Origin of the sequence: Gordonia polyisoprenivorans (assembly GCF_017654315.1) — a bacterium.
GTDB classification, from domain to species: domain Bacteria; phylum Actinomycetota; class Actinomycetes; order Mycobacteriales; family Mycobacteriaceae; genus Gordonia; species Gordonia polyisoprenivorans_A.
In genome coordinates, this window is the sequence record NZ_CP072203.1 from 3,704,538 (window position 1) to 3,722,587 (window position 18,050).

Here is an 18,050-nt window from a genome sequence, read left to right on the forward strand (position 1 = left end):
CTTCGAGGCGATGGCATCCACCCGGCAAGCGTAAGTGACCAGCAGTAACGCAGGCACGCATCTTGCACGACAGTGTGCGACAGCAGGCGACAGGTCACGACAGCGCCACGACAGAACCGCTACCTAGCGTTGTCGGTAATCGAACCCCGGCTGTCCTCTAGGAGGACCTCATGACCAGCGTCACCACCGCGCCGACGACCACGTCGCGCACCTACACCTCACTCGGAGCGGCATGGATACCGCTCGCCGCACTCTGTCTCGCGTTCTTCGTCGAGATGGTCGACAACACACTGCTGTCGATCGCTCTGCCCACCATCGGCCGCGACCTCGGCAGCGACACCGTCGCACTTCAATGGGTCACCGGCGCCTATTCGCTGACCTTTGGCGGCCTGCTGCTGACCGCGGGCTCCATCGCCGACAGATTCGGCCGACGGCGAGTGTTGCTCATCGGCCTCACCGCCTTCGGTCTGCTGAGCCTGCTCGTCGTGTTCGTCTCCACGACAGGCGAACTCATCGCCTTGCGCGCCGCGCTCGGTATCGCCGCCGCCGCGATGGCACCGATCACCAATTCGCTCGTGTTCCGCCTCTTCGACGACGAGACCCTGCGGATGCGTGCGATGACCGTCATGATCGTGGTCGGCATGGCCGGGTTCGTCCTCGGTCCAGTCCTCGGCGGCACCGCCCTGGCACACGTCCGCTGGGAATGGCTGCTCGTCGTCAACGCACCGATCGCGCTGATCGCCGGCATCGGTGTCCGGCTCGGCGTCGCCGCCGACCGCTCCGACGGTCTGACCAAAGATCGACTCGACCTGCCGGGCGCACTGTTGAGCATCGTCACGATCGGCCTCGCGTGCTGGTCGTTGACCAGCGGCGTCGAGCACGGTTGGGTGTCGTGGCCCACCATCGCCTCCATCGGCGGCGCGGTGCTCGCCGCAGCGGCCTTCATCTGGCACGAACTTCGTTCGGCCGCTCCAATGCTCGACGTCCGGCTGTTCAAGGTCGGGACGATCCGCGGTGCCACCATCGCCCAGATCGGCACGTCGATCGCGATGGCCAGCGTGATGTTCGGACTGATCCTGCACTTCCAGTACGCCTACGGCTGGAGCCCGGTCAAGGCCGGTCTCGCCAACCTGCCGATCATCGTCACCATGCTCGTCGCCACACCGATCTCGGAGTGGTTGGCCGGCCGGTTCGGACACCGCATCGCCTGCCTCGTCGGCGCAGCCTGCCTGGCCGGATCGCTCGGCGGCCTGGCATGGGGTGTCGAGCACGGCTATCTCGTCATCGCGCTCTCGATGGTCGTCATGACCATCGGTCTGCGCACGGTGATGACCATCTGTGCCATCGCCCTCGTCGAGGCGATGCCGGCCAACCGCACGTCCATCGGCACCGCGCTCAACGACACCGCCCAGGAGGTCGGCACGAGCCTGGGGACCGCCGTCATCGGCACCATCATCGCCGCGGTGGTCACCACCCAGCTCCCGGCCGGCACCTGGGGCGCCGATCTCGTCGAGTCGTTCTTCCACGGAGAGCGGCTGACCTACGGCATCCTCGCGGTCGTCGTCGGGGTCGTCACCGCGGTCGGCGCGATGGCGCTGACCAACTCACGCAACACCCAGGAGTGACCGCTCGCCGCCTCCGAACACACCGCATGCCCGGCCCACCAGGGCCGGGCGTGCGGTGTTGTCAGATCATGTACTTGCGGGTCATCCAGTGCATCACCGGCCACCCGATGAAGACCGGTAACCAACAGGTCAGGACGCGATAGAGCAGCACCGCGGGTACCGCCACCGCCGAGGGAAGGCCGAAGGCGGCGAGTCCACCGATCAGCGCGGCCTCGACGGCGCCGACTCCACCGGGCGTCGGGGCGGCCGAGGCCAGGGTTCCGCCGATCATCGTCACCACGGTGACGGTGACGAACGACGTCTGCCCACCGAAGGCGTACACGCTGGCCCACAGTGCCAGCGCTCCGCCGAGAGTCGTGGTGGCACAACCCAGGACGATGGTGCCGAGCCGCTTCGGCTCGCGTGCCACGTCGAGGATGTCAGTCAGTAACTCGATCACCTTGGGCCGCAACGACGTTCCCAACCAATGCCGAAGCTTGGGAACGAGGAGGAACACACCGACGACGCCGAGCAGAGCGCCGGCGACCAGGTAGAGCACCGTGGTCGAGGGAACGAAATGTTCGAGGTTGGTCGACGTGCCGGCCAACGTGGTGAACACGATCAACAGCGCGACGTGGACGATCACCTGCACACTTTGTTGCAGGGCGACCGCCGTCGTCGCGCGGACCCCGCCGAGACCGCCCTTCTGCAGGAACCGGGTACTCAGGGCGAGCCCGCCGACACCCGCCGGGGTGGTGGTGGCGGCAAAGGTGTTGCCGAACTGCATGATCACCAGGTTGCGGAAGCTGACCACGCCATCGGCGCACGCCCACAACGCCGCGGCAGCGCCGACATAGGTGAGCATAGACACGACCAAACCCATCAGCGCCCACCACCAGTCGAGGCTGCGCAGTTCACCGAAGAAGGTCGGGACGGTGCTGATGAACGGGTAGGCCACGTACACGAGCGCGACAAGTAGTACGAGTTGGATGACCTGGCTGCGGGTGAACCGGGTGATCGGGGCGGCCTGGATCTCGCCGCCGGTTTGCGAGACGATCTCCTCCCGCGCCTGCGACAGCGTGGATTTCGCGTCGGCGAGACCATCCCGGATACGGGAGGGCAGAGCGGTTTTGGTGAGGCGTCGGGAGGCGACCAGAACCCGATCCTCACCGAGCACATCGATGGCCGCGGTGACCGCGGGCCCGGCGCCGTACAACTCGGTGGCACTCGCGAGCATCTGAGCGATGTCGGACTCCATCCGATTCTCGTTGGCGCCGTACTCGGCGTGGGTGAACCCACCGAACAGGACGGTCCCGTCGAGAACGGTGATCCGACTTGCCCGGAGATCACCGTGCGCGATCCCGTGTGAATGCAGTTCCTGCAGGGCCTCCCACAGCGCCCGTGGCGTGGTGTCGGTGATCGCGGCGTCGAGGTCGCGGCCGCGACGCGTGCGGTGGGCATACATCGTCCATCCCCGGTCGAGGGAGGCGACAGCGAGGGGAGCGGAGTCGGCGAGCCCGACGTCGCCGACGGCAATCGCCATCAGGCCGCGATGCTCGACCATCCGGCTGACCGAGAGCTGCAGCGGACCGGTCTCCTGGGTTCGCAGTCGGATCTTGCGGACGAACTGCCGGAGCAGTCCGGCGCTGTGCTGATTGGGGCCGTAGAGGTCGATGACCACGCGACCGCAGTCGTCCGAGTCCGACGTCGACTCGTCCGACGTCGACGTCGCCTCCAGCCCGAGAGGCCCGGTACCGGCAGGGGTGACGATCGACAGCGCGGTCACCTCGATTCCCCGTTGCCCCAGCACCCGGACAGCGCTCTCCAGCGGTACCACCAGAGCGGGCGTGCCCACCACCCAGACGACGATCGACCCGACCAACCAGCCGGTCGACAACCCGAAGACCGCTCCGGCCGGAACGACGGAGCTGACCACGAGATGGATCGGGATGAAGGCCAGCAGCAGCGTCCACCACCAGCGCCGCCAACGGGCGGGCAACCACGGCCCGGACACGGTCAACACCGCGGCGAGCATCGCGATCCACCGCGGGTCGTCGAGGAATTGCGAGACAAGCGAATTGAATCGCTGGTGCCGGTCGAAATGCCAGTTGGGTGCGCTGACACCGTTCTCGCTGATGGACAACGACAGGAAAGTGATCGCCGCTGCGGCGCCGTAGGCCCACAACATGCGCCACTGACGGGCGGCGAGCAGTTCCAGCAGGATCACGAACGGCAGCGCGAGGATTGCCAGACCGTAGGCGAGGTAGACCAAGTCGGCCTGGGTGGGGGACAGGACCCCGATGATGCGGGAGATGGACTGCTCGAGATCGACCCAATTGTTGCGGGTGATGAGCGAGCCGACCACGACCACCACGAGCATCAGCGTTGCGGCCACCACCCGCAGGATGTCGGTGGTGCGACGCCACAGCGGTTGCAGCAGGCTCCCCGACACGGTGATCTGCCGACCGTCGACGTCCATCTGCCCCGAATCTCCGCTGACTATGTGCCGCCCCGTGCGCCGGTACGCGCCGGGGCCGTCGAGCTTCCCATAAACATAGTCGGCGCAGGAGCGTCCGAGGGTCGCGGCGGTCCGGCGTGGTGGCGAGGGGACTGACGACGCAGGTCTCACGACTGTGCGTCGATGTCACCGACCCCCGGCGTCCCGTCGGCTCGCGCGTACTGCAGGAAGACCGTTCCGCCGGGCGACGCCGTCGGCGGCTCGACGAGCGTCAGCACCGTGGGCGGCACGCCCTGATCGAACACCTTCTTACCCACGCCCAGCACGATCGGGTGCACCCACAGATCGAGTCGATCGAACAGCGCCTCCCGCACGAGTGTCTGTACCAGATTCAGGCTGCCGACCACGGTCACGTGCTCGTGCACGTTCCGGAGTTCACCGACGGCGGACACCAGGTCGGGGCCGAGAAGTTGTGAGCCCGACCAGGTCAACTCCGGATCACCGGTTGACGCAACATACTTGGGAATGCTGTTGAAGAGCGTGGCGAACGGCGACGATTGGGGGTCCTGATTCGGCCAGTACCCGGCAAAGATGTCATACGTCCGACGACCGAGGAGCAGAGCATCGGTGTGCGTGTAGGCGGCGACGACCTGCGCTCCACTGACCTCGTTGAGCAGCGGTACCTGCCACCCGCCGTACGGGAAGCCGTCGGGATCCTCATCCGGGCCACCGGGTGATTGGCCGACTAGATCCAGCGTCGAGAATAGTTCGATCTGGATGATGCCCATGACAGACCTCCGGGAGTGTGGCGTGCAGTGTCGGAGATATCGACACGCCGACCGCGCGGAACTCATCGCCCCGGAAGGGTCTCAGCCGAGATAAGCACCCAGCGCGTCGAGCAAGCCGCGCGTGCCCTTCTCCCGGTTGGGCCCGTCGGCCCAGAACCGGTCGAAGAACACCCCGTGTTCGGCGTGGGTGAATCGCGTTCCCGCATCCACCGATTCGAACTCCAGCGATGCCACCGACGTCGACATGTGAAGGCCGTCGATCCACATGTCGTATGTCGTGACGATGCGGTTGTGCTCGACAATGTCGGTGTAGGTGGCCACATACCGCGAGACCGGGCCGTCGTGGAATCTGCCCTCGGCGACGTCACGGCCGCCGACCCGGAAGTCGAAGGCCCATTCGATGGGATCCACCGAGTCGCCCCCGCCCCACCAGGAGAGTTTCTCGTGTTCATCGGCAAAGGCATCCCAGACGCGGTGCACCGGCGCGGGATAGTCGCGGGTCAGGGTGAATTCGGCGCGCGCGAGCCGACGTTCGATGCTCATCTTTGTCCTATCGGGTGAAGGTGACGTGGATGGTGCCGCTCTCGGCGACCTCGGTGGTCACCTTGTGGGTGCGGTCGAGGGCGGGCAGGTCGTCCCACAGCCGCATCCCTCGGCCGAGGACGATCGGGGCGACCATGAGATGTAGGTGGTCGACGAGTCCCGCCCGCAGGAACTCGCGGGCGGTGCGTACCCCACCGCCGACGCGCACGTCGAGTCCAGCAGCCGCGGCGGACGCTTCGGCGAGCACGTCGTCGACTGCGCCGCTGCGGAAATGGAAGGTGGTCCCGCCCTGCATCTCGATCGGGGGACGTGGCGCGGTGTGGCTCAGGACGTAGACCGGCGTACCGAACGGCGGTTCGTCACCCCACCAGCCCTTCCAGTCCGGGTCGTCAGGGTAAGCGTGCAGCCCGAACATCGATGCCCCGATGATCTCGGCGCCGATCCCCTCGAAATGCGCTGCGGCATAAGTGTCGTCGACGCCGGTGGTGCCTGCGCCGCTGGTATCGCCGAAGACTCGTTCGTGAAAGGTGCGGGTGGCCGTGTAGGACGCGGTGAGCCGCCCCCAGTCCTCGCCCATCGGGTTGTCGGGGGATTCGCCGCCCATGGAGGTGTATCCGTCGAGTGAAACAAACATGTCGATGCGAACGCGGGTCATGTCAGGTCTCCTTGCGAGTCGTGCGGGTCAGATGGATGCCGAGCCGATCGGCCTGGTGTTCTGCAGGAGTGCGCTGCTCGCCGAGCCAGACATGCAACACATCGAGTGAACCGGGGCGCAGGCTGACGGTGCGAACCCGTCCAACCTTGTGCGACACGATGATTCCGGCTTCTTCGAGTACCCGCAGATGCTGCATGAACGACGGCAATGCCATCGGGAACGGTGCCGCGACTTCGGATACGACGGCCGGCGAGGTTGCCAACCGTTCGACGACGGCGCGACGAGTCGGGTCCGCGAGAGCGCGGAGCACCGTGTCGAGATCGTCGTGATACTTAGGCACATACCTAAGTGTTGCCGACGCGCAGGTTGGAGTCAAGGGCGCATCAACGGTCGCGCCGGACGTCGGCGAGGTTCAATCGGTCTGACTGCCGAAGCCCACTACCGTCGTCTCGCACACATGTGCGACTATGGTTCCGTGAGTGTACGCAAAGGGGACGGTCTGACGTCCGACGACCTGACAGCGTTGTCCGCCGGACTCGCCGCGGGTAAGAGGGTCACGGTCTATCTGCGCGATCCCATGCCTTCCCTCGACCTCGACGCCGGGACCTCGGCTCGCGTGGTGTCCATCGAGGGATCGGTCGTGACGGTGCGCCCGAAAGGCGTCGACGATCAGTTGCCCTTCGAGGCGAATGAACTGCAGAGGTCGCAGGCCGCAACGGGGTCCGCATCTCCGGCACAGAAGCGTTCTGCCGCGAGGCCTGCACCTGCGAAAGTTGCTGCACCGCGATCCGTCCCGTCTTCGCCGCCGGTCACGTCGAACTCGACAATCCGGAAATCCGAATCCAGGCCCGGGGGAGCAGGCACCGCAGCCCCGACGCCGCGAACCGTGAACACGAGTCCGCAGAGTTCGAGCGCTGCTCCGAAGGCGCCACGGCGAGCGAAGACCACGACAGCCGCCGTGAGCGTCACGCTCACCTCAACCTCCGCAGGAAGCTGGGCCGTTTCGGTGTCGCAGGGCAGCAAGAAAACCGTCAAGGCGACCGAGGTGACCGCTGATCGCGTGGCGCGGGCGATGCGCGAACTCGGTAACGACGCGGCCATCGCTGCCGTCGACGAGGTCATCAGCGCAGCGCGCGAGGCGGCGCAACGCAGGATCGACGAACTCAGTCACGAACTCGAAACCGCGCGTGCGGCATTGGCGCATCTTGAGGATCAGGCGTCGGATAGCTGAGCGGTACTATGCGCTGTCGGCGCCGCCGCTGTCGAGATCTCGTGAGTACTGCGCGTTACCTCTGATCGCCGCCTCGTAGCGTGGGATGTCTCCGTCCCTCATCTCGTCGGCCATGAGCTCGAGCACCATCGCGAGGGAAGTCGCGGCCCGACCGTCAGCATGAACACTGAGGGCGTGAAAGACGCGCAACGCGTGCGATCTCGGAAAGCGTTGGCACGCGTCAGCAAGAACGGCAAGGGACTCGTCAAGCTGCCCGAGGTTGCGCAGGGTGCTTCCGCGTTGGAGTAGGCAGCGTGTCAGACGGTCACCGGATAGCCCGGCGGCCAAGGCTTCTCGATACAACGCCTCCGCCCGGACCCCATCGCCGGCTGTGTCGTAGGAGCCCGCCAACTCGTACAAGACGGCAGCGTGTCCGGGATGACGCGCGAGCAAGTCCTCGAAGTACGTGATCGTCGGCTGCATGTTCGCGCGGTCCCGCTGGTCGAATCCGTGGGCAATGGCTGCTTCGAGTTCGTGATCGTCGAGTGCGTCATCGTCGGTATTCACGGTTTCGATCTCCTACCGTTCGGCGGTGAGCCAGGTACGGGTGACTTCCAGGACGCGCTCGCCATCGAGATCGGCCAGCGAGATACCGGCGAAAGTCGTTGCCGCGTCCGAACTCTGCCACCGGAATCGGAAACTCTCGGCCATCGCGGCGTCAGCGATGGCGAGCGCCGCGCTCTGAGCAGTCTGCGCGTTGGCGAACGCACCGGCGGTTCGGCTGAGATAGGCGTCGAGCAGCGGACCGTAGGCGTCGGCACCTTCGGGACGCTCAGCGTTGGAGACGAAGTCGCTCGCCACGGCGGCGGGTTCGATAACCGCGACATGCACGTTGCAGCTCTCGGCGACCACCGCCAGAGACTGCATGAATCCTTCGACGGCGAACTTGGCGCCGCAATAGGCGTCGGCGAATGGTTGTCCGACGACGCCACCCACACTCGTGACCGTCAGGATGCTGCCGCTGCGGCGTTCCCGCATACCCGGCAAGACGAGCTTCGTGAGATTCACCGGGGCAAGGTAATTCACATCCAGCTGCGCCTGGATTTCCGACATCGACAATTGCTCGGCGGTCGCCACACAGCCCTGACCCGCGTTGTTGACCAAAACATCGATCGCGCCGTGGTCACTTACCACCTCGGCGACCAGGCGGGCGGCGGCAGTGTGATCGACCACGTCCAGCGCTCGGATGTCGAGCTCGACGCCGGCGTCGGCCGCAGCGTCACGCAATCGACCGGATCGACCGGTGTCGCGCATGGTGGCGACGACCCGCACGCCGCGGCGAGCGAGCTCGACCGCCGCGTACATGCCCATGCCGGAGGAGGTGCCGGTGACGAGTGCTACTTGTGTCATGCCCACACCGTAATCGTGGCGGTGTCGGGTCCGGATGGCATTGCGTCGGCCGCAGCGTTGCACGGCGATGATGTCTCGCCCGCGTTGGTTGTCGGCGGTGGCGACTAGTGTCTGCGACGAGCACGCCCACTCATCCGTCGGCCGACCAGGAGGAAACAGTCAATGGCCAGTGGTTACCGATCATCAGCCGACTGGACTGCGGTGGCACGAGTCATCGCCGAGGCCACCGACCGAGGGATCGGCGCGGCACGCACTCATGAGCTCGAAGAATTACGCGACGCTGTCGAGGAACTCGCGATCCACGCCGACGCCGCCCGTGACGTACACGGCCACTTGGTGCGCGAGCTGCTGGAAACCTCGTATCAGGACGGGCTCGATGGCGACGATATCGCCGAAGTCCTCAACCGCACCGTGAGTGCCGCCGATCGCTGGAACGCCCAGGTGGACCCGACCGCCGTCGCAGTGGTGCTCACCGGCGCGCTCGGCGTGGCAGAGCGGCCCGAGGACGGAACGACGTCGGTGCCCACACCGAACGACGTCGTCGTCGCGGCGCTCCTGGTGGCCGCCGATCTGGCGTCGGCGGCCGCTGTCGATCACGGTCCGTATGTGACTCGTGCCGTTGAGGAGATACGCCGCGCGCAGACAGTCGAGATGCCCTGAGGGACTCGGTGGCACGAAGTGGCCGACACGTCGCAACCGTTGGTGGACACCGCGGCGGGTCCTCACCGGGCAGGCCACCCGAGGACCCGCCGACTCTGGCGTGCCGTGGCCAGCAACCGTCCCGACTCATCCCGCAAGGTCGTGTCATCGACTGACCACCCTCCTGATGTCGACGCATTCCGCGTGTGGACGAGGACGGGCGCGGGCGACGGGTCGTCGAGCGCGGCGGTCGCGTGCATCGAGAACGCGACAGTCGGGACGGCCAGGGGAGCCGAGAGCGTCGGAAAGACCCCGGGCGGAAGGCAATCGGCAAGAAGCGCGAGATAGGCGAAATCCATCGACATCGGTGTTCTCGTCGAAATCCACGCCCGCATCCAGGCATCCTCCGAACCGGTCAGCGGGAGCGCGCCGTCGGTGGGACGTAGGTCGAGATGTCCACCCATCGGAACGATCTCGGGCGGGATCATGAATGGTTCGCAGTCCTCGGGACGCGCGACGACATCCGTCGACACATCCACGATGTCCTGGGGGGACGCCGACCCCACCCGGCCCAGGGTCACCGTGGCGGCCGCGACATCGTGGTCGCCCTGGGTGATGCCGACATCGACAATGCGCGTGCTGCCGCCGATCTTCTTCTCATGGGGAGTCAGGACGAGTTCGCCGTCGGCAGGTCGTCCAACAAATCGGAGGTCGAGCGCTCGCACCAATCGATCCGGTACGGCCGCCGCTGCCGCGTGGACAGCCAGAGCCGCGATCACCCCGCCATGCGGACCGGACCACCCCCACCATGAGCGATCGATGTCGGCCGACCACGTGCCCTCACCAATCGGTTTGGCCGAGAACTCATCAACCAGCGCCTGCCTACCGAGTTGTTTCACGCAACCGAGGTAATCACACCGAGTTTCGTCACGCAACTTACTTCGCACAGGATCCCGACCCCTGAATCAGCGACTGGCCACCGGCTCGGTGGAATGGGCCATGTTCACCCGCACGTGGGGAACGTGGAACGTGCTACACCGGTGGTTGTCGTCGCTCGGCGCAATCGGGATGGGAGTGGCCGCGCTCCGCTGACTGTAGGCCGAGCGCGACAGGGCAGAAAGCTCCTCTTCACACTCGTTCGACGGGCTGCCTGAGGATGGTGCGCAGCTTCGCGGGCTCAACCTTGCGGAAGTCGTTGAAGTAGATCTCGTGGTGTTTTCCCGTTGGCTTCAGCCCCGCAGTCGGGATGAAGGTGTGGTGCATCTCGGCCAGCGTGCCGGCCTCGTCGTCGTAGGAGCCGATGTGAAGCCGTTGAACGGAGAGTCCCTCGTGGAGCGTCTCCAATCGCACCCTGTCGAGGCTCACGGGCGGGTTCTTGTTGGCGGCCTTGGCGATCGCAGCGTCGAACATCTCGGGGGTGATCCAGTCGGGGACCATGATCATGGCTGTCCAGTCCCATTGGGATTTGTCGCGCCTGTCGGTGAAAGCGTCCATGTCCTCGGCCGACCAGAGCGATTCGAGGGGCATGACGACGTAATCCTTGCCGAGCTCTTTCTTGCTCGCGAACTTGAGTTTGTAGGCGACGGAGTACAGTGCGGCAACGGCGTCGGCGTATTCCTGGCCGGTGTTGGGGTCGCCGTGGCCGTCGACCATGAGGTACTGCAGTGGTGGGACGTCCACGATCTCAAACGCCTTGGAGCTGGAACGGTAGGCGGCCAGCTCTTTCTTGAAGTCTGTCTTCGTCATTGTTCTGCTACCTGCATATCCTTGGCCGCGGAATACCCAAAATCGTCGGCGGAACACCCATCGCGCCTTCCTATTTGCTCCCTGGTCCGCACGCGACCAGCTCGCGCTGTTCGAGCCCGCATCCACCGGCTCGGTCGAGAACCATGAGGTTCGAGAGTTTTTCGCCCGACAACCGACACTCACATTTCACCGCCATCCCCGACGATGCTGTCGCCCGGTACTACGCCACGGTAGTCCAGTGCAGGCCCGTCCGGGCGCACGACGGGGCTCGTTCCTGTACACCAGATCGTCCGAGGTTCCCGCGGGAACCGATGTCAGGAGAGACAATTGATCCGGTCCGCACCTCACCGGTGGGTTCTTCCTGTCATCCGGGCCGCACCACCGCGCCGGCGCGGCGCAGCCATGCGAGGTCATCAGGTCGGATTCGCACGCCGGGATTGGCCGTCGGCACCACCACGACCTGCTCACACCGGGCCACGAGGAGTCCGAGTGCGTTCTCGGCCTGTGCCACAGCACTTTCCGTACGGTCGGCAACCTCCTCCTCGAGGCGGACGTTCGACCCGCCGTCGGACACCACCAGGACGCGGGCAGCGGACTCCGGTTCGTCGTCGATCACCCCGACGGCGAGCAGGAAAGCCGACGCCAATGGCGTGCCGCCACCGGACTGCAGCGCCGCGATGACCTCGTACGCGTCCCGGAGGTCGCGGGTGGGTTCGACCACGAGTTGCGCTGTAGCACCGCGGGCCACGATGACCGCCACTTTCGACCGGTTGGCGATGGACTGTTCGATCGCGCCGATCGCCCTGCCGGCCGCCACGCGTCCACGGACGCCGCTCATGGAGTCGGACCGGTCGACGATGACGATCGTCAGGCGACCTCCTCGACGCACGTGGATGCTGCTTCGCAAGGCATCCCGATCAAGACGGCCCCGTCGGCCGGCTGCGGTCAGCGTCGAATGCATGTCAAGACCGAGCGCCGCATCGTACTCGACGACACGTCTGACCCGACCTCGTCTCGTGCGCCCCACCGCACCCCGGCGTCCGGGGCGGCGCTGCTGCAGGTAGCGCCGCGCGACCGACACCGACACCCATTCCGGCATTGACGCGCGGGCTGCACCGAGGTCGACCAGCCGCGCCACCTCGGCCTCGTCGGCGTCGAGCTCTTCCACGGTGTCTCCCGCGGCAGGTGCGTCCACCTGAGCCGGATCGACGGCCGACGGCGCGAGGGTCGCGGCCTCGACCAATGGCCCGAGCCGCGGTTCGATGATGTTGTGGGCCAGCACCGTCGAGGGTGAACCGCCCGCCGCGGACACCGCGTCCAGGCAACACACGGTGCCGATGTCGAGACGGTGATCGTCGATACCGTTGGCGGCCAGCGTGCGCACCGCCCAATCGAGGCGCGATACGCCGTCCAGCGAGGGCAATCGCCGGGATCGAGTGGTTGGAGTCACGCCCAGCCCGACGACGACCGTAACGCGGGAGAGGAGTACCGGTGGCACGCTCTCGACGTCCGGTGCCGACGCGAGAATCCGGTCGCAGTCGAGGAGCGCTGCGACCACCGGGTCGATCAGGTCGGCGGCGGGAATGATGACTCCGGCGGGTGTCGCGGCCCGGTCGAGCACGGAGAGCATCGGTGACCCGGTGGCGGTTTCATCGACGGTGACGTCGGCGTCGGTCATGGCGGCGGTGATCGTCATCGCGGAGTCGGGGCGAAGAAATGCCATCACCGCCTCCCGACGGCCTGCGTCGCCCACCAACAGCAGGCCGAAGCGGCCGTCGGTCTGCCAGGCCCTGCAGAGACGCAGTTGTTCGGAGTCGAGGAACGACTCCGGCGGGCGATGCCAGGGCAGCGTGGGCATCTACGCCGCGACGTGCCCGACGACTGACACGACCGCGTTGCGTACCCGCGCGGTCGCCACCGTCGGGCGGCCGAAGGGCTCACGCGGAATCCGATGGCGCAGCACCGGAATCGCAGCATCGGCCAGGTCACCCCGCGTCACGGTCGGGTGTCGACGCAACGCGGCCAGTGCGCGCGCGGCTCGGATCAGCATCACCTCACCGCGGTGCCCCACAGCATCCACCTCGACGCACAGCCGGACGGCATCCGACAGGATCTGATCATCGACCTCCACACCCTCGAGGTCGGCGCGCGCGGCGGCAAGGCGTTGCGCCAGGTGGTGCTGGCGAACCGAGAAGCGTTCCGCGAAAACGTCGGGATCGGAATCGTAGTCGAGACGCTGACGGACGATCTGGGTCCGCAAGCCGACATCGGTGATGGTCTGCACGTGCGTGGACAGACCGAACCGGTCCTCCAGCTGAGGACGCAACTGGCCCTCCTCGGGGTTGCCGGACCCGACGAGCACGAAGCGCGCCGGATGCCGATGACTCAGCCCGTCCCGTTCGACGATGTTGATCCCGCTCGCCGCAACGTCGAGCAACAGGTCCACCACGAAGTCGTCGAGCAGGTTGACCTCATCGATGTAGAGGTAACCACCGTGGGCGTCGGCGAGCAGCCCTGGCCGGAACACCGCTTCGCCGTGTCGAAGTGCGCGATCGACGTCGAGTGCTCCCACCACGCGATCCTCGGTGGCACCGAGCGGCAGGTCGACGACCGGGGCATCGATACCGGAGATCGCCAGGAGCTCCCCGAGCGCACGGATGAGTGTGGACTTGGCCGTGCCTCGATCGCCCATTGCCAGGACACCGGAGATCCCCGGGTCGACGGCGGTCAGCAGCAGAGCAGTCTTGAACTCGTCGTGACCGAGGACGGCGGTGAAGGGATAGGTGGGGGTCATGCGTCACCGACTCTGTCGGGCGGTGATGAGAGCGGGCTGCAAGGCCTCCGGGATGGATCGGCAGTCCGACGAATCACGAATGCTCGCGATCCATGTGACGAGTCCGCGCAGAACCGGCATCCGGTCCGCGGTGGCGAAGGTGTGACGGAACCTGACGCGCGACGAGCCGGCCGCGCGGTAGGCGACCCCGACGACCGGGCCCTGGTGACACACCCCGAGGCAGCCGGTCTTGATCAGCACCCCGCCCGGGGTGTTGCGGATGGTCTGGCCGAGGCGTTGTGAGCGGCGCACCTCACCGGGGTCTCCGGCCGGGGCCGATTCGTCGCCGAGATGCCACAGAGCGCTGCACCGGTGACCCGCGCACAGCGCCACCAGCGGCCCTCCCTGATCGTGGACCTGATCTTCCTGGCTCATGGTCTAACGATAACGGTTGTCATTTACTATTGGACGGAGACCGCGACGTTCCACCTTCGCCCGACAGGAGACAACCATGCCCGTTGCCGAGCAGCTCGCCCGTTTCACCACTGGGGAGGGCTTCATCGCGGCACTCGACCAGAGCGGCGGCAGCACGCCAAAGGCCTTGCGTATGTACGGCATACCCGATGATCGCTACTCGACAGACGCGGAGATGTTCGATCTGATCAACGCCGCACGTGCCCGCATCGTCGTCAGTCCGGCCTTCGACGGTGCCCGCGTCCTTGGCGCCATCTTGTTCCAGGGGACGCTGGATCGGCAGGTCGACGGTACGGAGTTCGCCCACTACCTCTGGTCCACCAAGGGCATCGTGCCGTTGCTCAAGATCGACAAGGGTCTTCAGGACCCCGAGCACGGCGTCCAGCTGATGAAGGACATCCCGGACCTCGCTCGCACACTTGACGATGCCCGGGCGCGCGGGGTGTTCGGAACAAAGGAGCGGTCGGTCATCCACGAAGCCGACACAGAGGGGATCCGGCGAGTCGTGGCACAGCAGTTCGAGGTCGCCGCCGAGGTGCTCGCGGCCGATCTCGTCCCCATCCTCGAACCGGAGGTCAGCATCGATGCGCCGGACAAGCGCGACGCCGAGGTCATGTTGAAGGAGGAGCTCGTGAAAGGCCTGGAGGGCATTGGCGATGCGCAGGTGGCAATCAAGGTGACAATCCCCACCGACGACGGCTTCTACTCCGATCTCATCTCGCATCCGAGGGTCGCTCGGGTTGTGGCACTCTCGGGCGGGTACACACGGGATGACGCGTGCGCGAGACTGAAGCGAAACCCTGGCCTCATCGCAAGCTTCAGCCGGGCCCTGCTCGACGGGCTGACCGATCAGCAGGACGACGCCGAGTTCGATCGCACTCTTGGCGATTCCATCGAGATCATCTACCGCGCCTCGATCGTGTAGGGGATCGGCAATCGGCACCACTGGCAGCTCCTGGGTGACCCGAGGAAGCGCTGGCGCTGGGTCCAGTGCGCAACAGCGATCATGGTGTCCGAGCGACAGCAATCAAAGTGTCGCAGTCGACTTCGGTGATTCCGTCGCGTGCCAGTCGCCGCAGGAAACCTGCCCGGACGGCGGCGACGGTTTCGGCGTCCATCCCCGACAGCGCGCCCCGCAGTCCGCTACCCAAAACCATCGACCAGGAGAACTCGTCCGTGCGTGGGACTCGCAGTTCGAGTACTGACGCTGAACCATCCACCGCACCAAGCGATTCGAGCCATCCCACGATCTTCTCCTGCGTGTCGATCCGGGTGATGGGGTGCGGCGGTCCATCGGACGGGGCACGCGGGCCGGGAGGCGGCGGGTCACCTTTGACCCGCGCGACCTCGGCAAAGTATGCACCGGTGAAGTCGCGCAGCGCGTCGTCGTGCCAGACTGCGACGGCGAGTCGGCCGCCCGGACGCAGCAGGGTCAGGAGTTTCCGCACGGCGTCGTCCATGTCCGGCAGAAAGAAGACACCGAAACCGCAAGTGAGGACGTCGTATTCGGTTGAGAGACGACCAGGGAGAGTAGTGACGTCGTCGACACGGAAGTCGATGTTGCTCAAGCCCGCCGCGTCGGCGTTGGTCCGGGCGCGGTCGACCAGGTCGGTCGCGAAGTCGACCGCGGTGACGTGCCCGTCGGGCCCCACGGCCCGAGCGGCGGCCAGCGCGCTCGCCCCCGTACCCGAGCAGATGTCGAGCACCTTGTCGCCCAGCGAGATTCCCGCCCTTGCCACCAGAGCTTCCCCCGCCGGGCCCCAGACAAGGGGAGTCACCAGATCGAAATCCGCACTGGCCGAGTTGAAGATCTGCGCGATGGAGGGTCCTGTCATGACACCCAGCCTAACCGGGATGGCAACCGTTATCGATAGTGGGCGGCCCTCGATCTCGGCGAGCTGCGCCAAGAGGCTCTCGGCCCGACTCATGAACTCAGTGGCGCCAGGCCTCGTCGCGGTGTCCGCTGAATCGATCAGGTGGACAACCGCAGGAGACGACACCGCCCGCTGGGCTACCTTGACCCGGTGACATTCGAAAGCAACATGATTGACCAAGCGGCTCCCGAAGCCGCTTAACCGATGTCCGGCAAGCGGGGTAACCCCAAGTCTCAGAGGAGTCGCAGGTGTTCCGTATCGAAGATATTGCATGTCCGAGCGTATCGAGTCTGCAGGAAGTCCTTGCGACGTCGGCGACGCCGTTCGTCACCCGACAGCAAGGTGCCACGGAGGTCTCGTGCTACGTGGAGATTCCCGGCGCATTTGCGTTCTCGTTACTGTCCTTTGAGAACCGAGACTTCTTGCGGTACAGCGTCCTTCCGGTGTTGGAGGAGAGATCACACGTGGCAGCCGACCGGAGTGATGGCAGGACGACTACGTCGACAGTCCGGGCGGTAGACGGCCTTGGGGATGAGGCGTTTGAGATGGCCACGCGTTTCGACCACACGAATGACGTGCTCGAGATCAGTGTGTGGAGTCGCACTGGCGCCTATCGAGTCAACGTTGTCGGGGGTTTTCCTGACAGCGACGTCGCGCTGAGGGTCGCTCGGCTGTGGCTCGCAAGCCAGCCAAAATAGGAATAGTTCGGCATGTTCTGAGTGTCGATTGATCCGCCACGCAGGCACCGCTTTCCAGACCGCACCGGGCGGGAGGGGACACGCCGATCGCGATGCGCAGCACTGTGCCAGTTGAACGTACAGAGTCGTCAGACGGCGCTACGGCCACCGTCAACAGGCACGATGGTTCCGTGAATGAAGCTGGCCTGATCGCTTGCCAGGTAGGCGATGGTCTGCGCGATCTCATCGGGGGCCGCCACTCGCCGGGCCGGGGCGTTGCTCATCATCTTGTTGAGCCGATCTTCGCCGAACAGGGCGTCGGCGCTTTCGGTGAGTGTGGGCCCGGGTGCCACCGCGTTGACCCGAACCCCACGAGGCCCGTACTCCGCGGCCCAGGACTTGGTCAACAAGTTCAGCGCAGCCTTGCTCGAGGCGTACACCGCCGAGCCCACCGTCCCGAACGAGGCCACCATCGTGCTCACGTTCACAATGACACCATGGCCACGGGTCGCCATCGCCGGAGCGAGCGCACCCACCAGGTAGAACGGCACCTTCACGTTGAGTGCGTAGCAGGCATCGAAGTCGGCCTCCGGGATCGACTCGGTCGGCCCGTACGCGGCGGTTGCCGCGTTGTTGATCAAGATGTCTACCTTCCCGGCCAACTCGGTGGCTTGGGCGGCCAGGGCGCGGCAGCTCGGCGCGTCGGTCAAATCGGCGGCCAGGAAGTGTGCACTACCAACGGCGGCGCGCACCGCCTCGACAACTGCCTGGCCCCGCTCCACGTCACGTCCGGTCACCAACACGCGGGCACCGCGCGCCGCCAGTAGCTCCGCGGTAGCGCGGCCAATACCTCTCGTTGCACCTGTCACCAGAGCAACGCGATCCTCAAGAGACACGCCTGCAAGCATAGGTGCTGCCATCGCCGATCTGTACGGGTCAGCGATGGTGCCGGTCGCAGTCCACACCACCGTCGCATGTGCTTGGATGTCATCACCCTAGTCCGGGTGCGGAATGTGGAGCAGATCTCCGCCGACGCGACGTTGCGCGAATCGATCTACTCGACGCGGATCGATGCGCCAAACACACTGCTGAAGAATAGAGTTCGCGCAATGTGCATTGCGATATGTTGGCCTGCCTCAACTCACGAAGCTGTGGTGGACGACCGGATGGGTGATTTCATCGAGCCGCCAGATGGCTCG

Annotated in this window: 20 protein-coding genes; 5 read left to right on the forward strand and 15 right to left on the reverse strand. The window is 65.9% G+C overall.

What is annotated here, in order from left to right; all coding sequences use genetic code 11:
• The first annotated feature begins 170 nt into the window (after positions 1-170).
• Complete coding sequence (locus J6U32_RS16630) at positions 171-1,625, forward strand: MFS transporter (RefSeq protein ID WP_208791302.1); 1,455 nt, start codon at positions 171-173, stop codon at positions 1,623-1,625.
• 61 nt (positions 1,626-1,686) lie between these two features.
• Here the strand turns inward: J6U32_RS16630 and J6U32_RS16635 are convergent, their stop codons facing one another.
• The 6 genes from J6U32_RS16635 to J6U32_RS27720 form a co-directional block, all read right to left on the reverse strand.
• Positions 1,687-4,083, reverse strand: a complete 2,397-nt coding sequence (locus J6U32_RS16635) for a lysylphosphatidylglycerol synthase transmembrane domain-containing protein (RefSeq protein WP_208791303.1) — start codon at positions 4,081-4,083, stop codon at positions 1,687-1,689.
• A gap of 146 nt (positions 4,084-4,229) precedes the next feature.
• The gene (locus J6U32_RS16640) at positions 4,230-4,850 is read right to left on the reverse strand and encodes a dihydrofolate reductase family protein (RefSeq protein ID WP_208791304.1); all 621 of its coding nucleotides are present in this window, start codon (positions 4,848-4,850) and stop codon (positions 4,230-4,232) included.
• An 81-nt stretch (positions 4,851-4,931) separates the two neighbouring features.
• Entirely contained in the window at positions 4,932-5,393 is a 462-nt protein-coding gene (locus J6U32_RS16645) for an SRPBCC domain-containing protein (RefSeq protein WP_094600588.1), read from the reverse strand.
• A gap of 7 nt (positions 5,394-5,400) precedes the next feature.
• Positions 5,401-6,048: a dihydrofolate reductase family protein gene (locus J6U32_RS16650; protein WP_208791305.1), complete on the reverse strand. Its 648-nt coding sequence runs from the start codon at positions 6,046-6,048 to the stop codon at positions 5,401-5,403.
• Position 6,049: 1 nt separating this feature from the next.
• Complete coding sequence (locus J6U32_RS16655) at positions 6,050-6,388, reverse strand: ArsR/SmtB family transcription factor (protein ID WP_208791306.1); 339 nt, start codon at positions 6,386-6,388, stop codon at positions 6,050-6,052.
• A gap of 329 nt (positions 6,389-6,717) precedes the next feature.
• Positions 6,718-7,023, reverse strand: coding sequence for a hypothetical protein (locus J6U32_RS27720; protein ID WP_338837876.1), 306 nt, complete (start codon positions 7,021-7,023; stop codon positions 6,718-6,720).
• On the opposite strand from J6U32_RS27720, the gene J6U32_RS27725 reads away from it, so the two are divergent.
• On the forward strand, positions 6,935-7,279 hold the full coding sequence (locus J6U32_RS27725) for a DUF6319 family protein (protein ID WP_338837840.1): 345 nt from the start codon (positions 6,935-6,937) through the stop codon (positions 7,277-7,279). The two genes, J6U32_RS27720 and J6U32_RS27725, sit on opposite strands and share 89 nt — an antisense overlap.
• A gap of 6 nt (positions 7,280-7,285) precedes the next feature.
• Here the strand turns inward: J6U32_RS27725 and J6U32_RS16665 are convergent, their stop codons facing one another.
• Together J6U32_RS16665 and J6U32_RS16670 are read right to left on the reverse strand one after the other, a co-directional pair.
• Entirely contained in the window at positions 7,286-7,825 is a 540-nt protein-coding gene (locus J6U32_RS16665) for a tetratricopeptide repeat protein (protein WP_208791308.1), read from the reverse strand.
• 12 nt (positions 7,826-7,837) lie between these two features.
• Positions 7,838-8,668, reverse strand: a complete 831-nt coding sequence (locus tag J6U32_RS16670) for an SDR family NAD(P)-dependent oxidoreductase (protein ID WP_244332054.1) — start codon at positions 8,666-8,668, stop codon at positions 7,838-7,840.
• A 162-nt stretch (positions 8,669-8,830) separates the two neighbouring features.
• Between J6U32_RS16670 and J6U32_RS16675 the strand changes: the two genes are divergently transcribed.
• A complete protein-coding gene (locus J6U32_RS16675) occupies positions 8,831-9,328 on the forward strand; it encodes a hypothetical protein (protein WP_208791310.1) in 498 nt (165 codons plus the stop codon).
• A 62-nt stretch (positions 9,329-9,390) separates the two neighbouring features.
• Here J6U32_RS16675 and J6U32_RS16680 read toward each other — a convergent pair whose 3' ends face one another.
• The 5 genes from J6U32_RS16680 to J6U32_RS16700 form a co-directional block, all read right to left on the reverse strand.
• Positions 9,391-10,206, reverse strand: a complete 816-nt coding sequence (locus J6U32_RS16680) for an acyl-CoA thioesterase (RefSeq protein ID WP_208791311.1) — start codon at positions 10,204-10,206, stop codon at positions 9,391-9,393.
• Positions 10,207-10,435: 229 nt separating this feature from the next.
• Complete coding sequence (locus J6U32_RS16685; protein WP_208791312.1) at positions 10,436-11,053, reverse strand: GyrI-like domain-containing protein; 618 nt, start codon at positions 11,051-11,053, stop codon at positions 10,436-10,438.
• A 364-nt stretch (positions 11,054-11,417) separates the two neighbouring features.
• Positions 11,418-12,911 (reverse strand): VWA domain-containing protein, encoded by a 1,494-nt coding sequence (locus J6U32_RS16690; RefSeq protein WP_208791313.1) that lies wholly within the window; start codon positions 12,909-12,911, stop codon positions 11,418-11,420.
• Complete coding sequence (locus J6U32_RS16695) at positions 12,912-13,847, reverse strand: ATP-binding protein (protein WP_208791314.1); 936 nt, start codon at positions 13,845-13,847, stop codon at positions 12,912-12,914.
• A gap of 3 nt (positions 13,848-13,850) precedes the next feature.
• A complete protein-coding gene (locus J6U32_RS16700; RefSeq protein ID WP_208791315.1) occupies positions 13,851-14,261 on the reverse strand; it encodes a hypothetical protein in 411 nt (136 codons plus the stop codon).
• A gap of 76 nt (positions 14,262-14,337) precedes the next feature.
• Here J6U32_RS16700 and J6U32_RS16705 point away from each other — a divergent pair, with 76 nt between their 5' ends.
• Positions 14,338-15,225: a fructose bisphosphate aldolase gene (locus tag J6U32_RS16705; protein ID WP_208791316.1), complete on the forward strand. Its 888-nt coding sequence runs from the start codon at positions 14,338-14,340 to the stop codon at positions 15,223-15,225.
• 79 nt (positions 15,226-15,304) lie between these two features.
• On the opposite strand, the gene J6U32_RS16710 is transcribed toward J6U32_RS16705, so the two are convergent.
• Positions 15,305-16,135, reverse strand: a complete 831-nt coding sequence (locus J6U32_RS16710; protein WP_208791317.1) for a class I SAM-dependent methyltransferase — start codon at positions 16,133-16,135, stop codon at positions 15,305-15,307.
• 287 nt (positions 16,136-16,422) lie between these two features.
• Here J6U32_RS16710 and J6U32_RS16715 point away from each other — a divergent pair, with 287 nt between their 5' ends.
• A complete protein-coding gene (locus J6U32_RS16715; protein WP_208791318.1) occupies positions 16,423-16,872 on the forward strand; it encodes a hypothetical protein in 450 nt (149 codons plus the stop codon).
• A gap of 128 nt (positions 16,873-17,000) precedes the next feature.
• Here J6U32_RS16715 and J6U32_RS16720 read toward each other — a convergent pair whose 3' ends face one another.
• A complete protein-coding gene (locus tag J6U32_RS16720; RefSeq protein WP_338836162.1) occupies positions 17,001-17,771 on the reverse strand; it encodes an SDR family NAD(P)-dependent oxidoreductase in 771 nt (256 codons plus the stop codon).
• Positions 17,772-18,050 lie beyond the last annotated feature (279 nt).

Bases quoted from the DNA above. Each gene is read 5' to 3' on its own strand.
- J6U32_RS16700 (WP_208791315.1), bottom strand. From the start codon at position 14,261: ATGAGCCAGGAAGATCAGGTCCACGATCAGGGAGGGCCGCTGGTGGCG.
- J6U32_RS16630 (WP_208791302.1), top strand. From the start codon at position 171: ATGACCAGCGTCACCACCGCGCCGACGACCACGTCGCGCACCTACACC.
- J6U32_RS16690 (WP_208791313.1), bottom strand. From the start codon at position 12,911: ATGCCCACGCTGCCCTGGCATCGCCCGCCGGAGTCGTTCCTCGACTCC.
- J6U32_RS16650 (WP_208791305.1), bottom strand. From the start codon at position 6,048: ATGACCCGCGTTCGCATCGACATGTTTGTTTCACTCGACGGATACACC.
- J6U32_RS16640 (WP_208791304.1), bottom strand. From the start codon at position 4,850: ATGGGCATCATCCAGATCGAACTATTCTCGACGCTGGATCTAGTCGGC.
- J6U32_RS16635 (WP_208791303.1), bottom strand. From the start codon at position 4,083: ATGGACGTCGACGGTCGGCAGATCACCGTGTCGGGGAGCCTGCTGCAA.
- J6U32_RS16685 (WP_208791312.1), bottom strand. From the start codon at position 11,053: ATGACGAAGACAGACTTCAAGAAAGAGCTGGCCGCCTACCGTTCCAGC.
- J6U32_RS16695 (WP_208791314.1), bottom strand. From the start codon at position 13,847: ATGACCCCCACCTATCCCTTCACCGCCGTCCTCGGTCACGACGAGTTC.
- J6U32_RS16720 (WP_338836162.1), bottom strand. From the start codon at position 17,771: ATGGCAGCACCTATGCTTGCAGGCGTGTCTCTTGAGGATCGCGTTGCT.
- J6U32_RS16710 (WP_208791317.1), bottom strand. From the start codon at position 16,135: ATGACAGGACCCTCCATCGCGCAGATCTTCAACTCGGCCAGTGCGGAT.
- J6U32_RS16670 (WP_244332054.1), bottom strand. From the start codon at position 8,668: ATGACACAAGTAGCACTCGTCACCGGCACCTCCTCCGGCATGGGCATG.
- J6U32_RS16645 (WP_094600588.1), bottom strand. From the start codon at position 5,393: ATGAGCATCGAACGTCGGCTCGCGCGCGCCGAATTCACCCTGACCCGC.
- J6U32_RS16675 (WP_208791310.1), top strand. From the start codon at position 8,831: ATGGCCAGTGGTTACCGATCATCAGCCGACTGGACTGCGGTGGCACGA.
- J6U32_RS16705 (WP_208791316.1), top strand. From the start codon at position 14,338: ATGCCCGTTGCCGAGCAGCTCGCCCGTTTCACCACTGGGGAGGGCTTC.